General features: G+C 72.7%; 15 protein-coding genes. 10 read left to right on the top strand and 5 right to left on the bottom strand.

Annotated elements, in window-relative coordinates; genetic code table 11:
• Window positions 1-378: 378 nt before the first annotated feature.
• Complete coding sequence (locus ACIWVC_RS20780; protein WP_396454447.1) at window positions 379-1,941, top strand: cellulose binding domain-containing protein; 1,563 nt, start codon at window positions 379-381, stop codon at window positions 1,939-1,941.
• 149 nt (window positions 1,942-2,090) lie between these two features.
• Here ACIWVC_RS20780 and ACIWVC_RS20775 read toward each other — a convergent pair whose 3' ends face one another.
• Both ACIWVC_RS20775 and ACIWVC_RS20770 read right to left on the bottom strand, forming a co-directional pair.
• Complete coding sequence (locus ACIWVC_RS20775) at window positions 2,091-2,273, bottom strand: DUF397 domain-containing protein (protein WP_396449302.1); 183 nt, start codon at window positions 2,271-2,273, stop codon at window positions 2,091-2,093.
• Window positions 2,260-3,081, bottom strand: a complete 822-nt coding sequence (locus ACIWVC_RS20770; RefSeq protein WP_396454446.1) for a helix-turn-helix domain-containing protein — start codon at window positions 3,079-3,081, stop codon at window positions 2,260-2,262. Before ACIWVC_RS20770 ends, ACIWVC_RS20775 begins: the two co-directional genes overlap by 14 nt.
• Window positions 3,082-3,246: 165 nt before the next feature.
• Between ACIWVC_RS20770 and ACIWVC_RS20765 the strand changes: the two genes are divergently transcribed.
• The 5 genes from ACIWVC_RS20765 to ACIWVC_RS20745 all read left to right on the top strand — a co-directional run bounded on the left by ACIWVC_RS20765 (window position 3,247) and on the right by ACIWVC_RS20745 (window position 9,289).
• Window positions 3,247-3,672, top strand: a complete 426-nt coding sequence (locus ACIWVC_RS20765; RefSeq protein WP_396454445.1) for an ATP-binding protein — start codon at window positions 3,247-3,249, stop codon at window positions 3,670-3,672.
• A 6-nt stretch (window positions 3,673-3,678) separates the two neighbouring features.
• On the top strand, window positions 3,679-5,115 hold the full coding sequence (locus ACIWVC_RS20760; RefSeq protein ID WP_396454444.1) for a hypothetical protein: 1,437 nt from the start codon (window positions 3,679-3,681) through the stop codon (window positions 5,113-5,115).
• 242 nt (window positions 5,116-5,357) lie between these two features.
• Window positions 5,358-6,932 carry a chitinase gene (locus ACIWVC_RS20755; protein WP_396449298.1) on the top strand — a complete coding sequence of 525 codons (1,575 nt, stop codon included), beginning with the start codon at window positions 5,358-5,360 and terminating at the stop codon, window positions 6,930-6,932.
• A 10-nt stretch (window positions 6,933-6,942) separates the two neighbouring features.
• Window positions 6,943-8,706 carry a chitinase gene (locus ACIWVC_RS20750; protein WP_396454443.1) on the top strand — a complete coding sequence of 588 codons (1,764 nt, stop codon included), beginning with the start codon at window positions 6,943-6,945 and terminating at the stop codon, window positions 8,704-8,706.
• 262 nt (window positions 8,707-8,968) lie between these two features.
• Window positions 8,969-9,289: a DUF305 domain-containing protein gene (locus tag ACIWVC_RS20745; RefSeq protein ID WP_396454442.1), complete on the top strand. Its 321-nt coding sequence runs from the start codon at window positions 8,969-8,971 to the stop codon at window positions 9,287-9,289.
• Between the two features lie 176 nt (window positions 9,290-9,465).
• Here the strand turns inward: ACIWVC_RS20745 and ACIWVC_RS20740 are convergent, their stop codons facing one another.
• Both ACIWVC_RS20740 and ACIWVC_RS20735 read right to left on the bottom strand, forming a co-directional pair.
• Window positions 9,466-10,116, bottom strand: coding sequence for a nitroreductase family protein (locus ACIWVC_RS20740; RefSeq protein WP_396449295.1), 651 nt, complete (start codon window positions 10,114-10,116; stop codon window positions 9,466-9,468).
• Between the two features lie 20 nt (window positions 10,117-10,136).
• On the bottom strand, window positions 10,137-10,664 hold the full coding sequence (locus ACIWVC_RS20735) for a VOC family protein (RefSeq protein ID WP_396454441.1): 528 nt from the start codon (window positions 10,662-10,664) through the stop codon (window positions 10,137-10,139).
• 134 nt (window positions 10,665-10,798) lie between these two features.
• Here ACIWVC_RS20735 and ACIWVC_RS20730 point away from each other — a divergent pair, with 134 nt between their 5' ends.
• The 3 genes from ACIWVC_RS20730 to ACIWVC_RS20720 all read left to right on the top strand — a co-directional run bounded on the left by ACIWVC_RS20730 (window position 10,799) and on the right by ACIWVC_RS20720 (window position 14,053).
• The gene (locus tag ACIWVC_RS20730) at window positions 10,799-12,082 is read left to right on the top strand and encodes an acyltransferase family protein (RefSeq protein WP_396454440.1); all 1,284 of its coding nucleotides are present in this window, start codon (window positions 10,799-10,801) and stop codon (window positions 12,080-12,082) included.
• A 236-nt stretch (window positions 12,083-12,318) separates the two neighbouring features.
• On the top strand, window positions 12,319-13,125 hold the full coding sequence (locus tag ACIWVC_RS20725; protein ID WP_396454439.1) for a DnaJ domain-containing protein: 807 nt from the start codon (window positions 12,319-12,321) through the stop codon (window positions 13,123-13,125).
• Between the two features lie 61 nt (window positions 13,126-13,186).
• Entirely contained in the window at window positions 13,187-14,053 is an 867-nt protein-coding gene (locus ACIWVC_RS20720; RefSeq protein ID WP_396449291.1) for a hypothetical protein, read from the top strand.
• Here ACIWVC_RS20720 and ACIWVC_RS20715 read toward each other — a convergent pair.
• A complete protein-coding gene (locus ACIWVC_RS20715) occupies window positions 14,026-15,441 on the bottom strand; it encodes a DHA2 family efflux MFS transporter permease subunit (RefSeq protein WP_396449290.1) in 1,416 nt (471 codons plus the stop codon). The two genes, ACIWVC_RS20720 and ACIWVC_RS20715, sit on opposite strands and share 28 nt — an antisense overlap.
• A gap of 185 nt (window positions 15,442-15,626) precedes the next feature.
• Between ACIWVC_RS20715 and ACIWVC_RS20710 the strand changes: the two genes are divergently transcribed.
• Window positions 15,627-17,576 (top strand): SpoIIE family protein phosphatase, encoded by a 1,950-nt coding sequence (locus ACIWVC_RS20710; protein ID WP_396454438.1) that lies wholly within the window; start codon window positions 15,627-15,629, stop codon window positions 17,574-17,576.
• Window positions 17,577-17,609 lie beyond the last annotated feature (33 nt).

Genomic DNA, 17,609 nt, shown 5'->3' with positions numbered 1-17,609 from the left:
GGCACAGGGCCGTGATCGAGTGCCAGAAGGTCTTCCCCACCGACTGGGAGTTCCGCGTCGACATCAAGCCGTACCGGTGACGCGCGCTCCAGGGGACTGAGGCTCCCCGGAAATTTTCCGGCGCCCGCCGCGCTGGTCCGGTCCGCCAGCGGGACTGGTCGCCCGGCCGCCGCACGCCCTCCCGCCGGCGCCCCCGCGGGGGGTTGCCAGCGCGCCGCCGGCCGGTTACGGTTCAGTCGATTTATAGGAAAGTTTCCTATTAGAAGGTTCACCGGATGCCGCGCGCGCCGCCCGCCACGCACTCACCGACACCGCAGCACGACCGACTCGGGGTTCGGGGGATTCCCGCTCGTCCACACCTCCTACCCGGGAGTGACTTTGCGAAGAACACTTCTCCCCGCTTTCCTGTTCACCGCCCTCTGCTCCCTCGTCCTCGCCCTCCTCGCCCCCGTCGCGGCCAATGCCGCGTCTGTGACGGCGACGTTCACCAAGTCGTCCGACTGGGGCTCCGGCTACGAGGCCAAGTACACGATCAAGAACGAGACCGGCTCGGCGATCTCGTCGTGGAAGGTCGAGTTCGACCTCCCGTCCGGCTCCACGGTCGGGACGTACTGGGAGGCGCTGCTCACCACGTCCGGGCAGCACTCCACGTTCACCAACCGCAACTACAACGGCAACGTCGCCCCCGGCGCGTCGGTCTCGTTCGGCTTCATCGTCAGCGGCTCTGGAACGCCCCAAGGCTGCAGGCTCAACGGCGCGTCCTGCGACGGCGGCGGCACCACCGAGCCCGGCGCGCCCTCGGCTCCCGGCACCCCGACCGTGACCGGCCGGACCGACACCTCCCTCACCCTCTCGTGGTCGGCCTCCTCCGGCGGGCCCACCGGCTACCGCGTCTACGAGGGCTCCGCCGTCCGCGCCACCGTGTCCGGGACGAGCGCCACGATCAGCGGCCTGGCCAAGTGCTCCGACCACACCTACACGGTCAGGGCGTACAACGCGTCCGGCGAGTCCGCGGCGAGCGGGCCGGTGTCGGCCACGACCACCGGCTGCACGACGCAGCCGCCCGGCACCCGCCGGGCCGCGCCCTACCTCTACATGGGCTGGGGCGAGCCGCCGAACCCGGCCACGGTCATGAGCGCGACCGGGATCAAGTGGTTCACGATGGCGTTCATCCTGTCCGGCGGCGGGTGCAGCCCGGCGTGGGACGGGAACCGTCCGCTCAGGGGCGGCGCGGACGAGCAGGCGATCGGCCAGATCCGCGCGGCCGGCGGTGACGTGCTGCCGTCCATCGGCGGCTGGTCGGGCAACAAGCTCGGCCCGAACTGCTCCTCCGCCGATGCCCTCGCCGGCGCCTACCAGCAGGTCATCGACGCGTTCGGCCTGAAGGCGATCGACGTCGACATCGAGAACAGCGACGAGTTCGAGAACGCCGCCGTCCAGGACCGGATCCTCGGCGCCCTCAAGATCGTCAAGCAGCGGAACCCCGGCATCCAGACGATCCTGACGTTCGGCACCGCCACCACCGGTCCGAACTACTGGGGCCAGCGGCTCATCACCCAGGCCGCGGCGCTCCAGGCGAACGTGGACGTCTTCACCGTCATGCCGTTCGACTTCGGCGGCGGCTCGGACATGTACGGCAACACCGTCAACGCGTCCGAGGGCCTGAAGAACCAGCTGAAGTCGGCCTTCGGCTGGTCGGACGCCACCGCCTACTCGCACATGGGCATCTCCGGCATGAACGGCCTGTCCGACCAGCAGGAGCTCACCTCGCCCCAGACGTGGACGCAGATCCGCGACTGGGCGAAGTCCAAGGGCCTCGCCCGCCTCGCGTTCTGGTCGGTCAACCGCGACCGTCCCTGCGCGGGCGGCGGCGTGACCTCCAACTGCAGCGGCATCGACCAGCAGCCGTGGCAGTTCACCAAGATCACGGCAGGTTTCTGACCCTCCCCTCCCGGCGGGCCGCGTCCCCCCCCCCGGACGCCGGCCGCCCCCTCCCGCCGCCCCTCGGCGGCCGCCCCCCCCCCCCCGCGGGGGCGAGGAGAGGGGCCCGCTCCACGAGGACCGAGGCTCGAATGTTGTTCCGGGGGGTGTCAGCGCTTCAACGCGGCCACCAGCATCGCGAACTCGTCTCGGCTGACGACCAGCTTCGGGCCGTCCGGGTTCTTCGAGTCTCGGACGCCGACACCGGAGGGGAGGCCGGCGACCTCAACGCAGTTGCCGCCGTTCGGCGAACTGCGCGACGACTTTCGCCATGTCGCCTTACTCAGGTCCATTGAAATCTTCCTTCATGATCAGACGGATCAGGTCCGCCGACTGCCTTACCGGCAAGGCCACCGATTTGACCGACTCGTAGCACGTAGCCCAGTGGGCCACGTCCTCGGGGCGCTCGATGAACCGGCCGCCCGATAGATCTTCAGCGTAGACCACGAGCCTGCCGCCGGCGAGAGACAGGAGACTGAAGCAACTCGTCAGTCCCGCGTGCGCCCCCGTGTCGAAGGGGACCACTTGAAGTGAAATCTTCGGGTGCTCCGCGGCTTCCAGGAGATAGCCGAGTTGTTCTCTGGCGATCTTCGCCGACCCGACCGGTCGACGTAGGACGGGCTCGTCCACCACGACCCACAGAGTTGGGCCGTCCGCCTGCGCAAGGATCTGCTTTCGCTCTACGCGGGTCGCGGCGATCGCCTCGATCGCGTCAGCGCTTTCGCCCGGATGCCCCACTCGTATGAGCTCACGCGCATACTCGGGTGTCTGGAGCAGGCCCGGGATGCAGAGGCCCTCGTACCAGCGGATCATGGACGTCTTCTTCTCGACCTCCAGGTACTCCGCGAACCCGGTCGGGAGGCGGTGAGCCTTCTTGAAGTCGAGCGTCCGGGTGAGCGCGCCGCCGGTCTCCAGTTCACGATCGCACGACTCCGCGAACGGCAGGGAGGCGGCGAGCTGCCCCGTCTCGACGCCGGAGATCAGCGACTCCGAGAAGCTGATCCGGGTGGCGAGTTCCGCCTGCGTCAGCCCGGCCTGCTTGCGGTAATGGCGCAGCTCACGTCCCCATATGGCTTGGGGGCTGTACGGGTCGACCACCACTTTCGGCCTCCAGCGTCCGAGTTCAACGACTTCACCGGGCTTCGACGGCGCCCCGGTCGAGTTCAGGACAACCCCAGAGTGTCACGACTCCCACACGGAACGTGGCCTTTTCGGTCCAATCTGTGAACACACGAGTTCGGGCGGTGTTTCAGGGAGGTCAGACACATGGCGACGGCAGCGCGCGCACCCGAGACTCCGACACTCGTCCTTGATCCCGACGCTCAGGCGCCCCGGCTGGCGCGGCGGTTTCTCGCCGAGCGGTTCGCCGAGTGGGGGATCTCGGACGACTACGTGGGGCGGGTCGTGGTCAGCGAACTCGTCACCAACGCCTACCTGCACGGGAAGGGGCAGATCGTCGTGCGGGTGTTCCGTGACGAGCGCGACGGCCTGGTGGTCGTGGAGGTGTGGGACGCCGGCGAAGGACGCCCGCGGGTCCGGCCGGAGGATCACGCGGCCGCGTCGGGGCGGGGGCTCCTGCTGATGGCGGAGATCGTCCACGGGTGGGGCGTCCGGCCGCTGAACGAGGGCGGCAAGGTCACGTGGGCGAAACTGCGAGGCCGCGACGCGGACTGGCCGCTTGATCACAGGTAAGGGATCATGGACGACATGGCCCGTTATCAGCGCGATGCCCAGCTTGAACCGTTTCCTCGTGAGCTGCTGGACGAGGCCGTGCGGGCGCTGCTCTCCGCGGTGGAAGAGGCGCCCATCGGTGAGAGCGGCTTCACGTTGGGGGACGAGGTCATCGAGGATGTGCGGCTGGTGAAGGGGCGTCACCTCGCCGCGGGGGCCCGCTACCGGGGAGAGGGCGACGGGTTCGTCGTCGATGTGCACGTGCCCATGTGGAACCGGGTCGGCGAGTCCCGCATCGAGGTCGTCGGCGACGCGGGCGGTCATACGGTCGGCCTGCGGGTGGAGCTGCGCATGTCCGGGCGGCGGCTCCGCAGCCTTCGCGTCACGGGGAATTACCAGGGGCCCAAGCCGTTCCGCGGGTTGCGGCGGGTGAAATGGGAATGCGAGGTGCGGGCCGAGGAATGGTGGTCCGCGCTCGCTCCGAAGACGGCTCCGATCTCGCTGCGAGTCGTGCACCCTTTCGCTTCCGGGGAGCTGCGGATTGCGCGGCGCAAGGACAAGCGCGGACGCTGGTCCGTCAGGATGGCGGCACGGTACGGCGGACGGTCGCTCATGCGTCCGCTGGCCGCGCTGGGGCTGCTCTTCGTGCGGGGGCGCGTCCGGCGTGCGCTGAACGAAGGTTTCGGCAAGGCCGTGTCCGCGTGGAACTCCGAAGTGCCGGGCATGGTCGAGCGGGGCTTGCCGGAGCGGCTTGAATTCGAGCATCAGATAAAGCTCGAAGCCGTGTCTCGCGAGTGGGTCGAGGAGTATGTGGCCGCTCTTCACCGCGAGATCGAAAAGCTGTCTTTCCATAAACGGCGGCTCGTTGAGGGCGGCGCGGGCTTCGGCGTCCGGCTGCTCAAGGGCAAGCACATCAGGCCGGGCACCGGCTATCGCATCGCGTTCGCGGACGACGAGGTCGAGCCGCTCGACCTGCACGTCGCGGCGTGGGACTTCGACGGGCGGAACCGCATCGAGTTCAGTACCCCGGACGATGTGCAGACGGGGTGGGTCGAGATCGACAGCGCCCGGAAGGTCGGCGCCGTCCGCGCCGGGTTCGCCGGCGAGTTCGAGGGCTTGCCCGCCGTGACGGCTGAGGCCGAAGCCGATCTCGGACGCTGGTGGAGCACGGGCGCCCTGCTCCGCGTCAGCGCCGCGCACCCGGTGGGCGAGGCGGGCCTGACCGCCGACCGGGCCGCGGACGAGGGCGGGCAGTGGACGGTGCACGTCGCCGCCACCGTCGCGGGCCTGGCGTGGGCGCGCCACCTGGTCGCGCTCGCCGGGCTGCTGTCCGGTCCCGCACTGAGGCGCTCGTTCCGCGAGAACGCGGACGCGTTCGCCGAGAAGTGGAACGGCGCCGCCCCCGGAAGCGGGCCCGCCGGCCAGGCCGCGGCCTCCACGCTCCGCGCCCTCCTGGGCCGCTAGGCGTATTGGCAGGTCTCGCCGAAGCAACGGCGCTTTCTCGGTGTTTCATGCCGATATTCGGGCGGGCCCGTGCTGGTTCGGCGCGCAAGCTGGGGTGGTTGACGGAGGGCCGCGAGGCGGGGGTTGCCCAGGTCACGGACGCTGGTTACCTTGCTCCCAAATAGATAGGAAACCTTCCTGACAATTAGCGGCATCGGGGTTCGGGGGAATCCGCCGGCTTTCCGACCACGAGGGAGTACCCCTTGCGCCCCCGCTCTGTGCTCAGTGTCCTCGCCGTCCTGCTCGCCGTCCCGCTCGCCCTCCTCGTCCCGGCCGCCGCGCACGCCGAAGCGGGCGCGACCGCGACGTTCGGCAAGCCCTCCGACTGGGGCTCGGGGTGGGAGGGGCGGTTCACGCTCACCAACGGCACCGGTGCCGCGATCGACGGCTGGCGGGTCGAGTTCGACCTGCCGGCCGGGACGTCCGTCGGCACCTACTGGGACGCCCTCCTCACCAAGGACGGGCAGCACCACACGTTCACCGACCGCGGCTACAACGCCGCCATCCCGGCGGGCGGATCGGTCACGTTCGGGTTCCTCGGGAACGGTCCCGGGAGCCCGCAGAACTGCACGTTCAACGGCGAGCCCTGCACCGGCGGCCCCACCGATCCGGGCGGGCTCGGCACGCCCGGATCGGTGGCCGTCACCGGACGCACGGACACCTCGCTGACGCTGACGTGGGAGCCCGCCACCGGGACGCCGTCCGGATACCGCGTCTACGAAGGCTCGTCCGTCAAGGCGACCGTCACCGGCACCACCGCCACCATCGGCGGGCTCGCGAAGTGCGAGACGCACACCTACACGGTCAAGGCGTACGACGACGAGGGCGAGTCGGCCGCCGGCGGCCCCGTCACCGCGACGACCAGCGGATGCGCGACCGGGCCGCTCCCCCGGCACTTCCTGACCGGCTACTGGCACGACTTCGTGAACCCGGCGCAGGAGCTCAGGCTCTCCCAGGTGCCGGACGAATACGACCTCATCGCGGTCGCGTTCGGCGAGGCCACGGCGCGGGCAGGCGAGGTCGCCTTCCGGGTCGACCCGGAACTCTCGACCGCCCTCGGCGGCTACACCGACGCCCAGTTCAAGTCGGACATCGCGGCGCTCCAGGCCAGGGGCAAGAAGGTCATCCTGTCGGTCGGCGGCGAGAAGGGAACGGTCCGGGTGTCGGACGGCACGTCCGCCCGGCTCTTCGCCGACTCCGTCTACGGGCTCATGACCGAGTACGGGTTCGACGGCCTCGACATCGACCTGGAGAACGGCCTCAACCCGGCCTACATGGAGCAGGCGCTGCGCGCGCTCCGCGCCAAGGCCGGCGCCGGCCTGATCATCACGATGGCGCCGCAGACGCTCGACATGCAGTCCACCGGCGGGTCCTACTTCCAGCTCGCGCTGAAGATCAAGGACATCCTCACCGTCGTCCACATGCAGTACTACAACTCGGGCGCGATGCTCGGCTGCGACCAGAAGGTGTATTCGCAGGGGACGGTCGACTTCATGACCGCGCTCGCGTGCATCCAACTGGAGGGCGGGCTCCGTCCCGACCAGGTCGCGCTGGGGCTGCCGGCCGGTCCGGGCGCGGCGGGCGGCGGTGTCGTGGCGCCGTCGGCGGTCGGCGACGCGCTCGACTGCCTCGCGAAGGGCACCGGGTGCGGCTCGTTCAGGCCGCCCCGCGCGTATCCCGACATCCGCGGCGCGATGACGTGGTCCATCAACTGGGACGTGACCAACGGCGGCGGCTTCGCGAACACCGTGGGCCCGCACCTGGACACGCTGCCGTAGGAGGCCGGAGATGCGGAAGATCTGGGTCCTGGCGGCGCTGGTCGCCGGGCTGCTGGTCGGGGTCACGGCCCCGGCGCAGGCGGCGAACATCCTGGCCAACGCCGGGTTCGAGAGCGGGTCGCTGAGCCCGTGGGCGTGCGACGGCGGGTCGGTCGTCGGCAGTCCCGTCCGGACGGGGAGCCACGCGCTCGCCGGCGGTGTCACGGCCGGCAGCACCGGTCAGTGCACGCAGACGGTGGCCGTGCAGCCGAACACCGCCTACACGCTCGAAGCCTGGGTGCGCGGCAACTACGTGTACCTCGGCGTGACCGGCGGATCGTCCACCTGGACGCCGTCCGCCACCGATTTCACCAAGCTGTCGGTTGCGTTCACCACCGGCGCGAATCAGACGTCCGCGCAGATCTTCCTGCACGGCTGGTACGGCACCGGGACGTACTACGCGGACGACGTCGTCCTGGACGGTCCCGGCGGCGAACCGCAGCCGGGAGTGCCGGGTACGCCTGGAACGCCCCAGCTCGGCGCCATCACCGACACCTCGATCGCCCTGTCCTGGGGCCAGGCGTCGGGGACGGTCACCGGCTACCGCGTCTACGAGGGCAGCACGGTCAAGGCGACCGTGACCGGTACGAACGCCACCATTTCCAACCTGGGAAAGTGCACCTCGCACAGCTACACGGTCGCGGCCTACAACGACGTCGGCGAGTCGGCCAAGTCGCAGCCCGTGAGCGGCCGCACGTCCGGCTGCGTCAACACCGGACTGCCCAAGCACGCCCTCATCGGCTACCTGCACGCGAGCTTCGCCAACGGCTCCGGCTACGTGCGCATGGCGGACGTCCCCGACGCGTGGGACATCATCGACCTCGCGTTCGGCGAGCCGACGTCGCCGACGTCCGGCGACATCCGGTTCACCCGCTGCCCGGCCGGCGAATGCCCGAACGTGGAGAGCGACGAGGAGTTCATCGCCGCGATCCGCGCGAAGCAGGCGCAGGGCAAGAAGGTGCTGATCTCGATCGGCGGCCAGAACGGCCAGGTGCAGCTCACGACGACGGCCGCGCGCGACAAGTTCGTCCAGTCCGTGTCGGCGATCATCGACAGGTACGGGCTGGACGGCCTGGACGTCGACTTCGAAGGCCACTCGCTCTACCTCGACGCCGGCGACACCGACTTCCGCAACCCCACCACCCCGGTCATCGTCAACCTGATCTCCGCGCTGAAGTCGCTCAAGGCGAGGTACGGCGGGAAGTTCGTCCTGACGATGGCGCCGGAGACGTTCTTCGTGCAGGTCGGCCACCAGTTCTACGGCGGTTCGGGCGCGGGCGACAACCGGACGGGCGCGTACCTGCCGGTGATCCACGCGATGCGCGACGACCTGACCGTCCTGCACGTCCAGGACTACAACTCCGGTCCGGTGATGGGCCTGGACGGCCAATACCACACCATGGGCGGCGCCGACTTCCACATCGCGATGACCGACATGGTGAAGGCCGGCTTCCCCGTCGCGAACACCGGTCGCACGTTCCCCGGCCTGCGCCCCGACCAGATCGGCATCGGCCTGCCCGCCGCCGTCAGCGCCGGCAACGGGTACACGCCGCCCGCGCAGGTGCAGCAGGCGGTGACCTGCCTGGTGAAGGGCACCGGCTGCGGCGGCTACACGCTGCGCGGCGGGACCTCCCCTGACCTGCGCGGCCTGATGACCTGGTCGGTCAACTGGGACCGCTACTACGGCTGGCAGTTCATGGACAGCCACGAGCCCTTCCTCAACGGCCTCCCGTGACCCCCTGCCCCGGAGAACCACCCCACCCCCACCCCGGAGGAAGAAGCATGAGTTCGATCCGCACGAAGGCCGCCGCGGCGGCGGTCGCCGTGCCGGCCGCGTCCGTCCTGGTCGTGCTCGACACGGCGACCGCGGCGAGCGCGCACGGCACGCAGCGTGTCGGCGTACGGAGCGCTGGCGCTGCTCGCCGCGTGCGGTCTGCTGCTGATCGCGCAGTGCGGGGCCGCCGGCCGGTCATCGTCCGGCGGCCCGGCCCCGGCGGATGCGGGACCGGCTGCGCGGCTGGCGGCGGCCCCTGCGGGCGCACCCAGGCGAGCACGCGGCGCACGGCGGGATGCCGCGGACCACCGACGCCGAACTGGCGGCCCTCGCCGGGTCACCACCGGGCCGGTTCGAGCGCGCGTTCCTCAACCTGCTGATCGCCCATCAGGACGACGCCGTCCAGATGGCGCGGCTGGAGGCCGGCAAGGGCGAGGACGCGTGGACGAGGCGGCTGGCGCAGCGCGTCGAGAAGTCCCGCTCCGCCGAGATCGACCAGATGCTGGCGTTCCTCGGCTCTCCCCGCCGGAACGCATCACCGTGAAGGGACGCCCCCGCAGACACCGGTTCGCGTCGCGACGGCCTGAGCTGAGTCCCCCGGTCCCCCGATCCCGCCCCCGATCCCGGGGCCGGCGTCGTCGCCCCCGCTCGCGGCGCCGGCCCCGCTCCATTGCGAAAGAGCCCGCGCACCCTCGGCGCGCGGGCTCTGGCGCAGCTCCGTCACCAGCGGTCGAGATGCAGCACCTCGTCCAGCGGGACGCGCGGGGCGGGCCGGAACGCGTCGCCGGTGTAGTAGGCGGTCGGCAGCAGGGCGCCCTGCCGGACGTCCCGCGGCAGGCCGAGCAGCTCCGCGACCTCCCGCTCGTACACCAGGTGCAGGGACGTCCAGGCGGTGCCGAGCCCGCGGGCGCGCGCCGCGAGCGCGTAGCTCCAGGCGGCCGGCAGCAGCGACCCCCACAGGCCGGCCTGGTTGCCGGCGGGCAGCTCGCCGCCCTCGACCCGCAGGCACGGGATCACCAGGACGGGCACCTCGCCCATGTGCTCGCCCAGGTAGGCGGCGCTCTCCCCGACGCGGCGCTGCACCTCGGCGCGGTCCGGGTCGTCCTTGTAGAGGTCGCCGGCCGACTGCTTCGAGGCGGCGTAGGCCGCGAACGCGCGCCGGTAGTACTCGCCGATCGCCGCCCGCTGGCCGGGGTCGGTCACGACGATCCACTGCCAGCCCTGCCGGTTGCTGCCGCTCGGCGCCTGCAGCGCGATCTCCAGGCACTCGCGGACGAGCCCGATGGGCACGGGGCGGCCGAGGTCGAGGCGCTTGCGCACCGCGCGGGTCGTGGTCAGCAGTTCGTCCGGGCTCAGCGGCAGTGTCGTCATGCGCCCATCGTGCACCGCGATCAGTCCACGTCGACCACCGGGTTCAGGAACACCTCCTTGGCCTCGGCGGGGGTGATGCCGGTGCGGCCGGTGAGGTCGTTGCGCGGGTCGGTGAACCGGAACCGGTAGCCGCGCGGCGGCAGGTGGCCGATCTCCCACCAGTTGCCGTCGAGGTCCTTGAGGTAGAACGAGTAGACGCCGTGCTGGCGGAGGGGCTTGTTCAGCTCCTTCACGCCGTACTCGTCGGCCACCTCCGCGATCCGGCGGTACGCCTCGTCGACCTCCTCGTCGCTGCCGACGTCGAGGCCGTTGTGGTAGAGGAGCGGCATGTCGGGGCGGTCCGGCTTGGACTCCACGCACACGTACGTGTGGTCGCCGCCGAGCCGGACGTAGAGCGCCGCCATCATCGGCTGGACGACTTCGAGCCCTAAGACCTCCTCGTAGAAACGGCGGGTCGCGGTCACATCGGTGATCTTGAGCGTGCCATGGGAAAGGAAGCGGGACTTGACAGCGGGTTCCTTCGTCGAGCGGTGCGTGATCGCGGGCATGGACCCTCCAATTCGACGTCCTCGCAAGGCGCCGCAACGGCAGCCGTTCCCATCTATTTCACGGCAATTAGCCGCTTTAGGGAACCCTTGGGGTCTTACGTTGCGCTTGAGCGGCGAGCGACTAGTCTGTCGGAATGGTTGCCACTTCCGGCGTTTCCTCCGCTCCGTCCAGGCTTGGCTGGCTTGACGCGCTGCGCGGCGGGGCGGCCCTGGCGGTGGCGCTGCACCACGCGAGCTACGTCTACCTCCCCTCACTACGGGTCTGGCTGAAGGAGTGGTTCGATCCCGGCCTGGCCGGCGTCCTCGTCTTCTTCCTCGTCAGCGGATACATCATCCCCGCGTCGCTGGAGCGCCGCGGCAGCGTGCGCGGCTTCTGGATCGGCCGGTTCTTCCGCATCTACCCGCTGTTCGCGGTGACCTGCCTGCTCGCGATCCTGCCGTTCCTGCTGGGCGTGCTCGGGCTGCGCGCCGGGCTGGAGCAGTACTCCCCGGCGACCGCCGTCCTGGCGCACCTGACGATGCTGCAGGACCTGCTGAACGTCCCGAACGCGATGAACGTGCTGTGGACGCTCTCCTACGAGATGGCCTTCTACCTGATGGTCGTCGCGCTGTTCGTGGTGGGCGGGCACCGCAGGTCCGCGCCCGCCGCCGTCGCCCTCACGGCCGCCGCGCTGGTCGCGGTCGCGCTGACGGCGACCGGCCTGCTGACCGGCGCCCGCGTCCCGGCCGCGCTGCTGTCCCGGACGGCCGGGACGGGCCCGGTCGTCGCGGTGACGGCCGCCGCCCTGCTGCTGGCGATCGGGGCCGCGGTGTCCCGGCACGCCGCGGCCCGCGTCGCGGGCGGGCTCCTCGGCGGCCTCGTCGCCCTCGTCCTGGTCGCGGTGAACGGCCGCGTCGGCGCGTGGGAGGGCCTCATCATGCTCGCGGTCATGTTCGCGGGCACCGCCGTCCACCGCGCCGAGCGCGGCCAGATCACACGGCGGGCCGGCGCGGCCGCGGGCGGCGTCGTCCTCGCCGGCGCCCTCACCGCCGGCCTGTGGCACGCCGCCCCCTACGGCCTCAACGCCCAGGTGGTCTGGGCCGGTGCCGTCCTCTCCGCCGCCCTGGCCTTCACCATCGGGTGGCGCCTGCGGCACCGCCGCTTCCCCGCCTGGGCCACCGGCCTCGGCACCATCAGCTTCTCCCTCTACCTGCTGCACCCGCTGCTGCTGATGGTCGCGGCCCAGTTCCTCGGCTCGTCCGGCCGCGACGACGCCGTGGGCCTGACCCTCTTCCTGCTGGTCCTGCTGGCGGCCGGCTGGGCGTCCCAACGCTGGATCGAGGCCCCCGCCCAACGCCTCGGCCGCCGCCTGACCCGCCCGCCCGCAGCGGATCCACGGCTGAAACCGCGCCCGGTCACAGCTTCTTCGCACAGATGATGTCGCTGCTCAGCCATCCGCGCGGCCGATCGCCGGCATATCGCGGCCAGGGATAGGAGAATCCACCGCTTTCGGATTCGGCCGCTCGAATGGCGAGCGAGCCATATATCGTTCACGTCCGGTCGGTCTTCTGCCACTTTCGCCTTCCGCACCGTCACATGGCGGGCGGACCGGTTTCCCGGGGGTGGTCGTTTGGCTGTGATCGGCGTGTGATCCGGTGTGCCTACGGTTGACGGGTGACCCGGGACCACTACGCCGTCCTCGGTGTCGCGCGGGACGCGTCGCAGGACGACATCAGAGCCGCCCGCCGGGCCCGGCTGCGCGAGGCCCACCCGGACGCGAACCCGGACGACCCGACGGCGGCCGAGCGTTTCGCCCTCATCTACGAGGCCGCGGAGGTCCTCGGGGACCCCGAACGCCGCAGGGCCTACGACGCCTCGCTCCGCGCGGGCCCCGGCCGTCCCCGGACCTGCTACGACGTTCTGGAAGTCGCGCCGGACGCGTCCGCCGCGGAGATCACCGAGGCGTACCGGAACATCGTCCGCGCGGCGGGCAGGCCGATCCCGGAGAGGGCGGTGACGGCCTACCGGCGGATCGGCGACCCGCGCCGCCGCGCCGGATACGACCGCGAACTCGGCATCCCGACAAGGGGGCAGGCGGGCGACATCGTCGTCCAGGTGTCGCGGGACGCCGCCCGGGCGGGCGCCGCCTCGGTCGCCGTCCCCGACCGGGAACTGTGCCCGCACTGCGACGGCTTCGGCCGCATCCCGCTGCCCTGCGACGTCTGCGAAGGCCGCGGGTACTGGCGATGGGCCGGCTCGGGCACGCGGTGCGGGGCCTGCGGCGGCCGCGGCACCGACGAGCGCGCCTGCTACCGGTGCGTCCTGTCCGGCTGGGTCGGGACCACCCGGACCGTGGCCGTGCGGATTCCGGACGGCTTCCACGCGGGCACGCGCGTCACCGTCCGCGACGACCTTCTCGGGCTGGTCGCCTTCCGGCTCGTCCCCGCCGACGAGCACCCGATGGCGGACGAGGTCCGGTGACCCCGGAGCGGCGGTCGTGAGCGGCGGACGCGGAGCGGGCAACCCGCGGGGGGCCGAAGTCATGGCCACCGGCATCGTCTCGGTGGGGCTGCACCTCGCGGGGTTCCTGTGGGCGGCGCGGGTGCTGCTGGGCCTCGCCGCGGCGCTGTGGGTCGCCCTCGCCGTGACGTTCTGCGCGCTGTTCGGCGGCGCGGGGCGGTGGCGGGAGGAGACGTCGGCCCCCGCCGCGCTGACGACCGTCGCCGGGACGGGGGTGCTCGGCGACGGCGTCGCGATGATCTCGCGGCCGGTGGCGGCGGCCGTGCTGCTCGCGCTCACCGCGGCGCTGTGGCTCGCCCTGCTGCCGCGCGTGCTCGGCAACCTGCGGTGGCCCGTCCCGGGCGCCGCGTACATGGTGACGGTCGCGACGCAGGCGGTCGCGGTGCTGGCGGCGACGCTGGCGGTGGAGCTGCCGGCGCGGTGGCTGCTGTGGCCGTCCGGGGCGATGCTCGTCCTCGGCCTCCTGCTGTACGTGCTGGTACTGGCGCGTTTCGACTTCGGGGAGCTGGTCGGCGGGGCGGGCGACCACTGGGTGGTGGGCGGCAGCCTGTCGATATCGGCGCTGGCGTTCGCGAAGGTGACGCTCGCGACGGACGGTCCCGCGCCGCTCGCCTGGGGGACGCTGGCCGTCCTCGCGGTGGCGCTGACCTGGTACGCGGTGCTGGTGGTCTGCGAGGTGCTGCGCCCCCGGACGGCCTACGACGCCCGCCGCTGGTCGACGGTGTTCCCGCTCGGCATGACGGCGGTCGCGGCGATGACGGCGGGCCGGGCCTGCGGCGTCCCGTGGCTCGGGACGCTCGGCGAGGCCCTGCTGTGGCCCGCCGCCGTCGCCTGGGTCGCCGTGGCGGCCGGGGCGGTGCGTCACGCCGTCGCGTCCGCCTCGTCCTGACGGCGGGGGCGGGGCAGGAACGCGACGATGACCGTCCCGGCGGCGGTGATGGCGGCGGCGACGAGGAACGCCGCCGCGTAGCCGTCCGCGAGGTCGGAGCGCGCGGCGGCGGTCGTGCCGAGGACGGTGAGGCCGATGGCCCCGCCGATCATGCGGGACGTGTTGACGATGCCCGCCACCGCGCCGGCCGCGGACTCGTCCACGCCGCTCGTGGACGCCTCGACCAGCGGCGTCATCAGCAGGCCGAAGCCGAGGGCCATGGTCGCGCCCGGCCCGAGGATGGAGCCGAGGAAGGTCCCGCCGGCGTCCAGCACGGCGCTCTGCCAGGCGAACCCGGCCGCGGCCATGAGGCCCCCGGCGCCGGCGAGGAGGCGCGCGTCCATGCGGGCCATCACGGCGGGGGCGATCCGGGAGCCGATGATGATGCCGGCGGTGTGCGGGAGGAACGACAGCCCGGTCCGGACGGCGCTGTAGTGCAGGACGTTCTGCATGTACAGCGACAGGAAGTACCAGAGCGCGAAACCGGCCGTCATCAGGACCAGCGTGGCGATGTTGCCCACCGCCACGGTGCGCAGGCGGAACAGCCCGAGCCGGACGAGCGGGTGCGGGGTCCGCGCCTCGACGCCGACGAACACGGCCAGCAGCGCGAGCCCGGCGGTGAGCGGGATCAGGGACGTCCAGCCGTGGTCCTCGGTCTGCCCGATGCCGAAGGCGAGCAGCCCCACGCCGGCGGTGACGAGGACGGCGCCGGGCACGTCGAGCCGGACGCGCCCCGCGCCCCGGCCGTCGTCGCGGAGCCACCGGGCGGCGACCGCGGCGACCGCGACGCCGACCGGGACGTTGATCAGCAGCACCCAGCGCCAGCTCAGGTAGTCGGTCAGCAGCCCGCCGACGAGCCCGCCGGTCGCGCCGCCCGCGGTGCCGACGGCCGTCCACATGGCGATCGCCTTCGTCCGCGCGGGCCCGGCCGGGAACGTCGCGGTGACCAGCGACAGCGTGACTGGCGCGAGGATCGCGGCGCCGACCCCCTGCACCGCGCGGGCGCCGATCAGCATGGCGCCGTCCTGCGCGAAGCCGCCCGCGAGGCTGGCGGTGACGACCAGGCCGAGGCCCGCCAGGAAGACGCGCTTGCGCCCGTAGAGGTCGGCGGCGCGCCCGCCCAGCAGCAGGAACCCGGCGAACGCCACCGAGTAGGCGTTGACGACCCATTGCAGGCCGGTGGCGCCGAGCCCGACGCCTTCGCGGATGTGGGGCAGCGCGACGTTGACGACGGAGACGTCCAGGACGACGAGGAACTGGCCGATGGACGCGGCGAGCAGCGCGGCCCAGCCCGGCGTCCTCGCGGCCGTCCGCGCGGCTTCCTCGTCGGTGAGGTCGGTTGCGGTCATAGGGGACATGCTGCCTTTCACCCCGGCCTGCCCGCGTCGGGCAACGGGACCAGAGGACTACGTCCCATCGGCCTAGGTCCCCGCCCGCGTTTCGGCCGGCCCATGGACGGCATCAGTGTGCCGGGGGTATGGATGCGGACGAAACGGAAAGAACGGTCGCACGGCGGCGATGGCACGGAGGTTTCATGCGCGGCCCGGATGAGGACGACGATGACGGGCTCAGGTGGCCGGCGGGCGACGCCCGGACGGTCCGGCAGGTGTTCGACGCGGCCCCCGCCGCGATCGTCGGCCTGGACGGGCCGAACCACACCGTGGTCGCCGCGAACGCCGCCGGCCGCGGCCTGCTGGGCGCCGACCCCATCGGGCGGGAGATCCGCGACCTCGTCCCCGAGGCCGTCGGGCAGCAGCTCATCGGCGCGCTGGACCGCCCCTTCGCCACCGGCGTGCCCGAGCTGATCACCGAGTGGCGCGTCCAGCTCGGCGCGGGCGAGGGCCTCGCCCCCGATGACGTCTACATCGACGGCGCCGTGGTGCCCCGCCGCGCCCCGGACGGGACGGTGACGGGCCTCGTCGCGGTCGTCCGGGACGTCACCTCGCGGGTCCGGGACCGGCGGGCGCGGCGCCGCTCGCCCCGGCCGAGCACGGACGCCCGCGACGCCGTCGGCGTCCTGCAACGGCAGCTGCTGCCGCCCGGCCTGCCCGTCCTGCCGGGCCTCGCCATCGGCGGGAGCTACCTGCTCGGCCGCGCCGAGTCGTCCGCCGGCGGCGACTGGTTCGACGCCGTCCCGCTGCCGGACGGCCGCGCCGCCCTCGTCGTCGGCGACGTCGCCGGGCACGGCGTGGCCGCGTCCGCGGCGATGGGCCAGCTCCGCGCCGTGCTGCACGACCGCCTCGACCACACCGGCGACATCGCCGGGGCGCTCGCCGCCGCCGGACGGCTCGCCGGCCGGCTCCCCGCCGCCCGCGCCGCGACGGTCTGCGTCGCCGCCGTCGACCCCGCCGACGGGCGGCTCGCCTACTGCACCGCCGGGCATCCGCCGCCGCTGCTGATCCCGTCCGGCGGCCGCGCCCGCTACCTGCCCGCGTCCGGCGGCGGCCCGCTCGGCACCGGCTCGGCCTTCCCCCTCCTGGACGACCGGCTCGCGCCCGGCGACCAGCTGCTCCTCTACAGCGACGGCATCATCGAGCGCCCCGGCCGCGACCCCGCCGCCGGCACCGTCGAGCTGGCCGAGGCCGCCACCGCCGTCGCCGCCGGCCGCGCGCTCCGCGAGGACTGGCTCGCCGCCGTCGACCGGCTGACCGCGCAGACGCTCGAACTGCTCGTCCGCGCGACCGGCCACACCGACGACATCGCACTGCTCGCCGCCCAGCTCACCGACCCGCCGTCCCCCCTCCTGCTGGACATGCGCGCGGACCCGGCCGCGATCCCCGCCGCCCGCAAGGCCCTCGACGAGTGGCTGTACGACCTGGGCGCCCGCACGGAGGACGTCGCCTTCCTGCGGCACGGCGTGGGCGAGCTCGTCACCAACGCCGTCGAGCACGCCTACGGCTCGCCCCCCGGCAACGTCCGGCTGCGCGCCGCCCCCACGAGCCGCGGCACGGTCGAGGTCGAGGTGTCCGACCGGGGCCGCTGGCTGGAGCACCGCCACGACACCGACCGCGGCCGCGGCCTCGCCATGGCCAGCGACTTCGTCGACGAACTCGGCGTCGAGACGGCGCCGTCCGGGACGACGGCGACCGTCCGGCACCGCCTGCTCCGCCCCGCCCGGCTGCTGACCTCGCCCGACTTCACCCCGCCCGAGGCCCCGCCCGACTCCCCCGGACTCCTGCTGATCCTGGACCAGCCCTCCCCCGGCGCCCCGCGCATCCGGGTGGACGGCCCCGTCGACTCCGCCACCGCCGCCCAGCTGCGCGAGGAACTCCAGCTCCGCACCCGCGGCGGCACCCGCCCCCTCACCGTCGACCTGACCGGCGTCACCCACCTGGCCAGCGCCGGCGTGGCCGTCCTCCACGAGGCCGACACCCGCACCGCCGCCCTCGGCCACCCGCTCACCCTCTACGCCCCGGCCGGCAGCCCGGCCCACCACGTCCTCGCCACGGCCGCCCTCCCCCACACCACCACCGACCCCGGCTGACCCGCCGGCACACCGACCGGACTCGGTCAGACG

The organism is Actinomadura sp. (assembly GCF_044508335.1).
Lineage (GTDB): Bacteria > Actinomycetota > Actinomycetes > Streptosporangiales > Streptosporangiaceae > Spirillospora.
The sequence above is the reverse complement of the archived record's forward strand: the minus strand, read 5'-3'. Positions and strand labels throughout refer to the sequence as shown.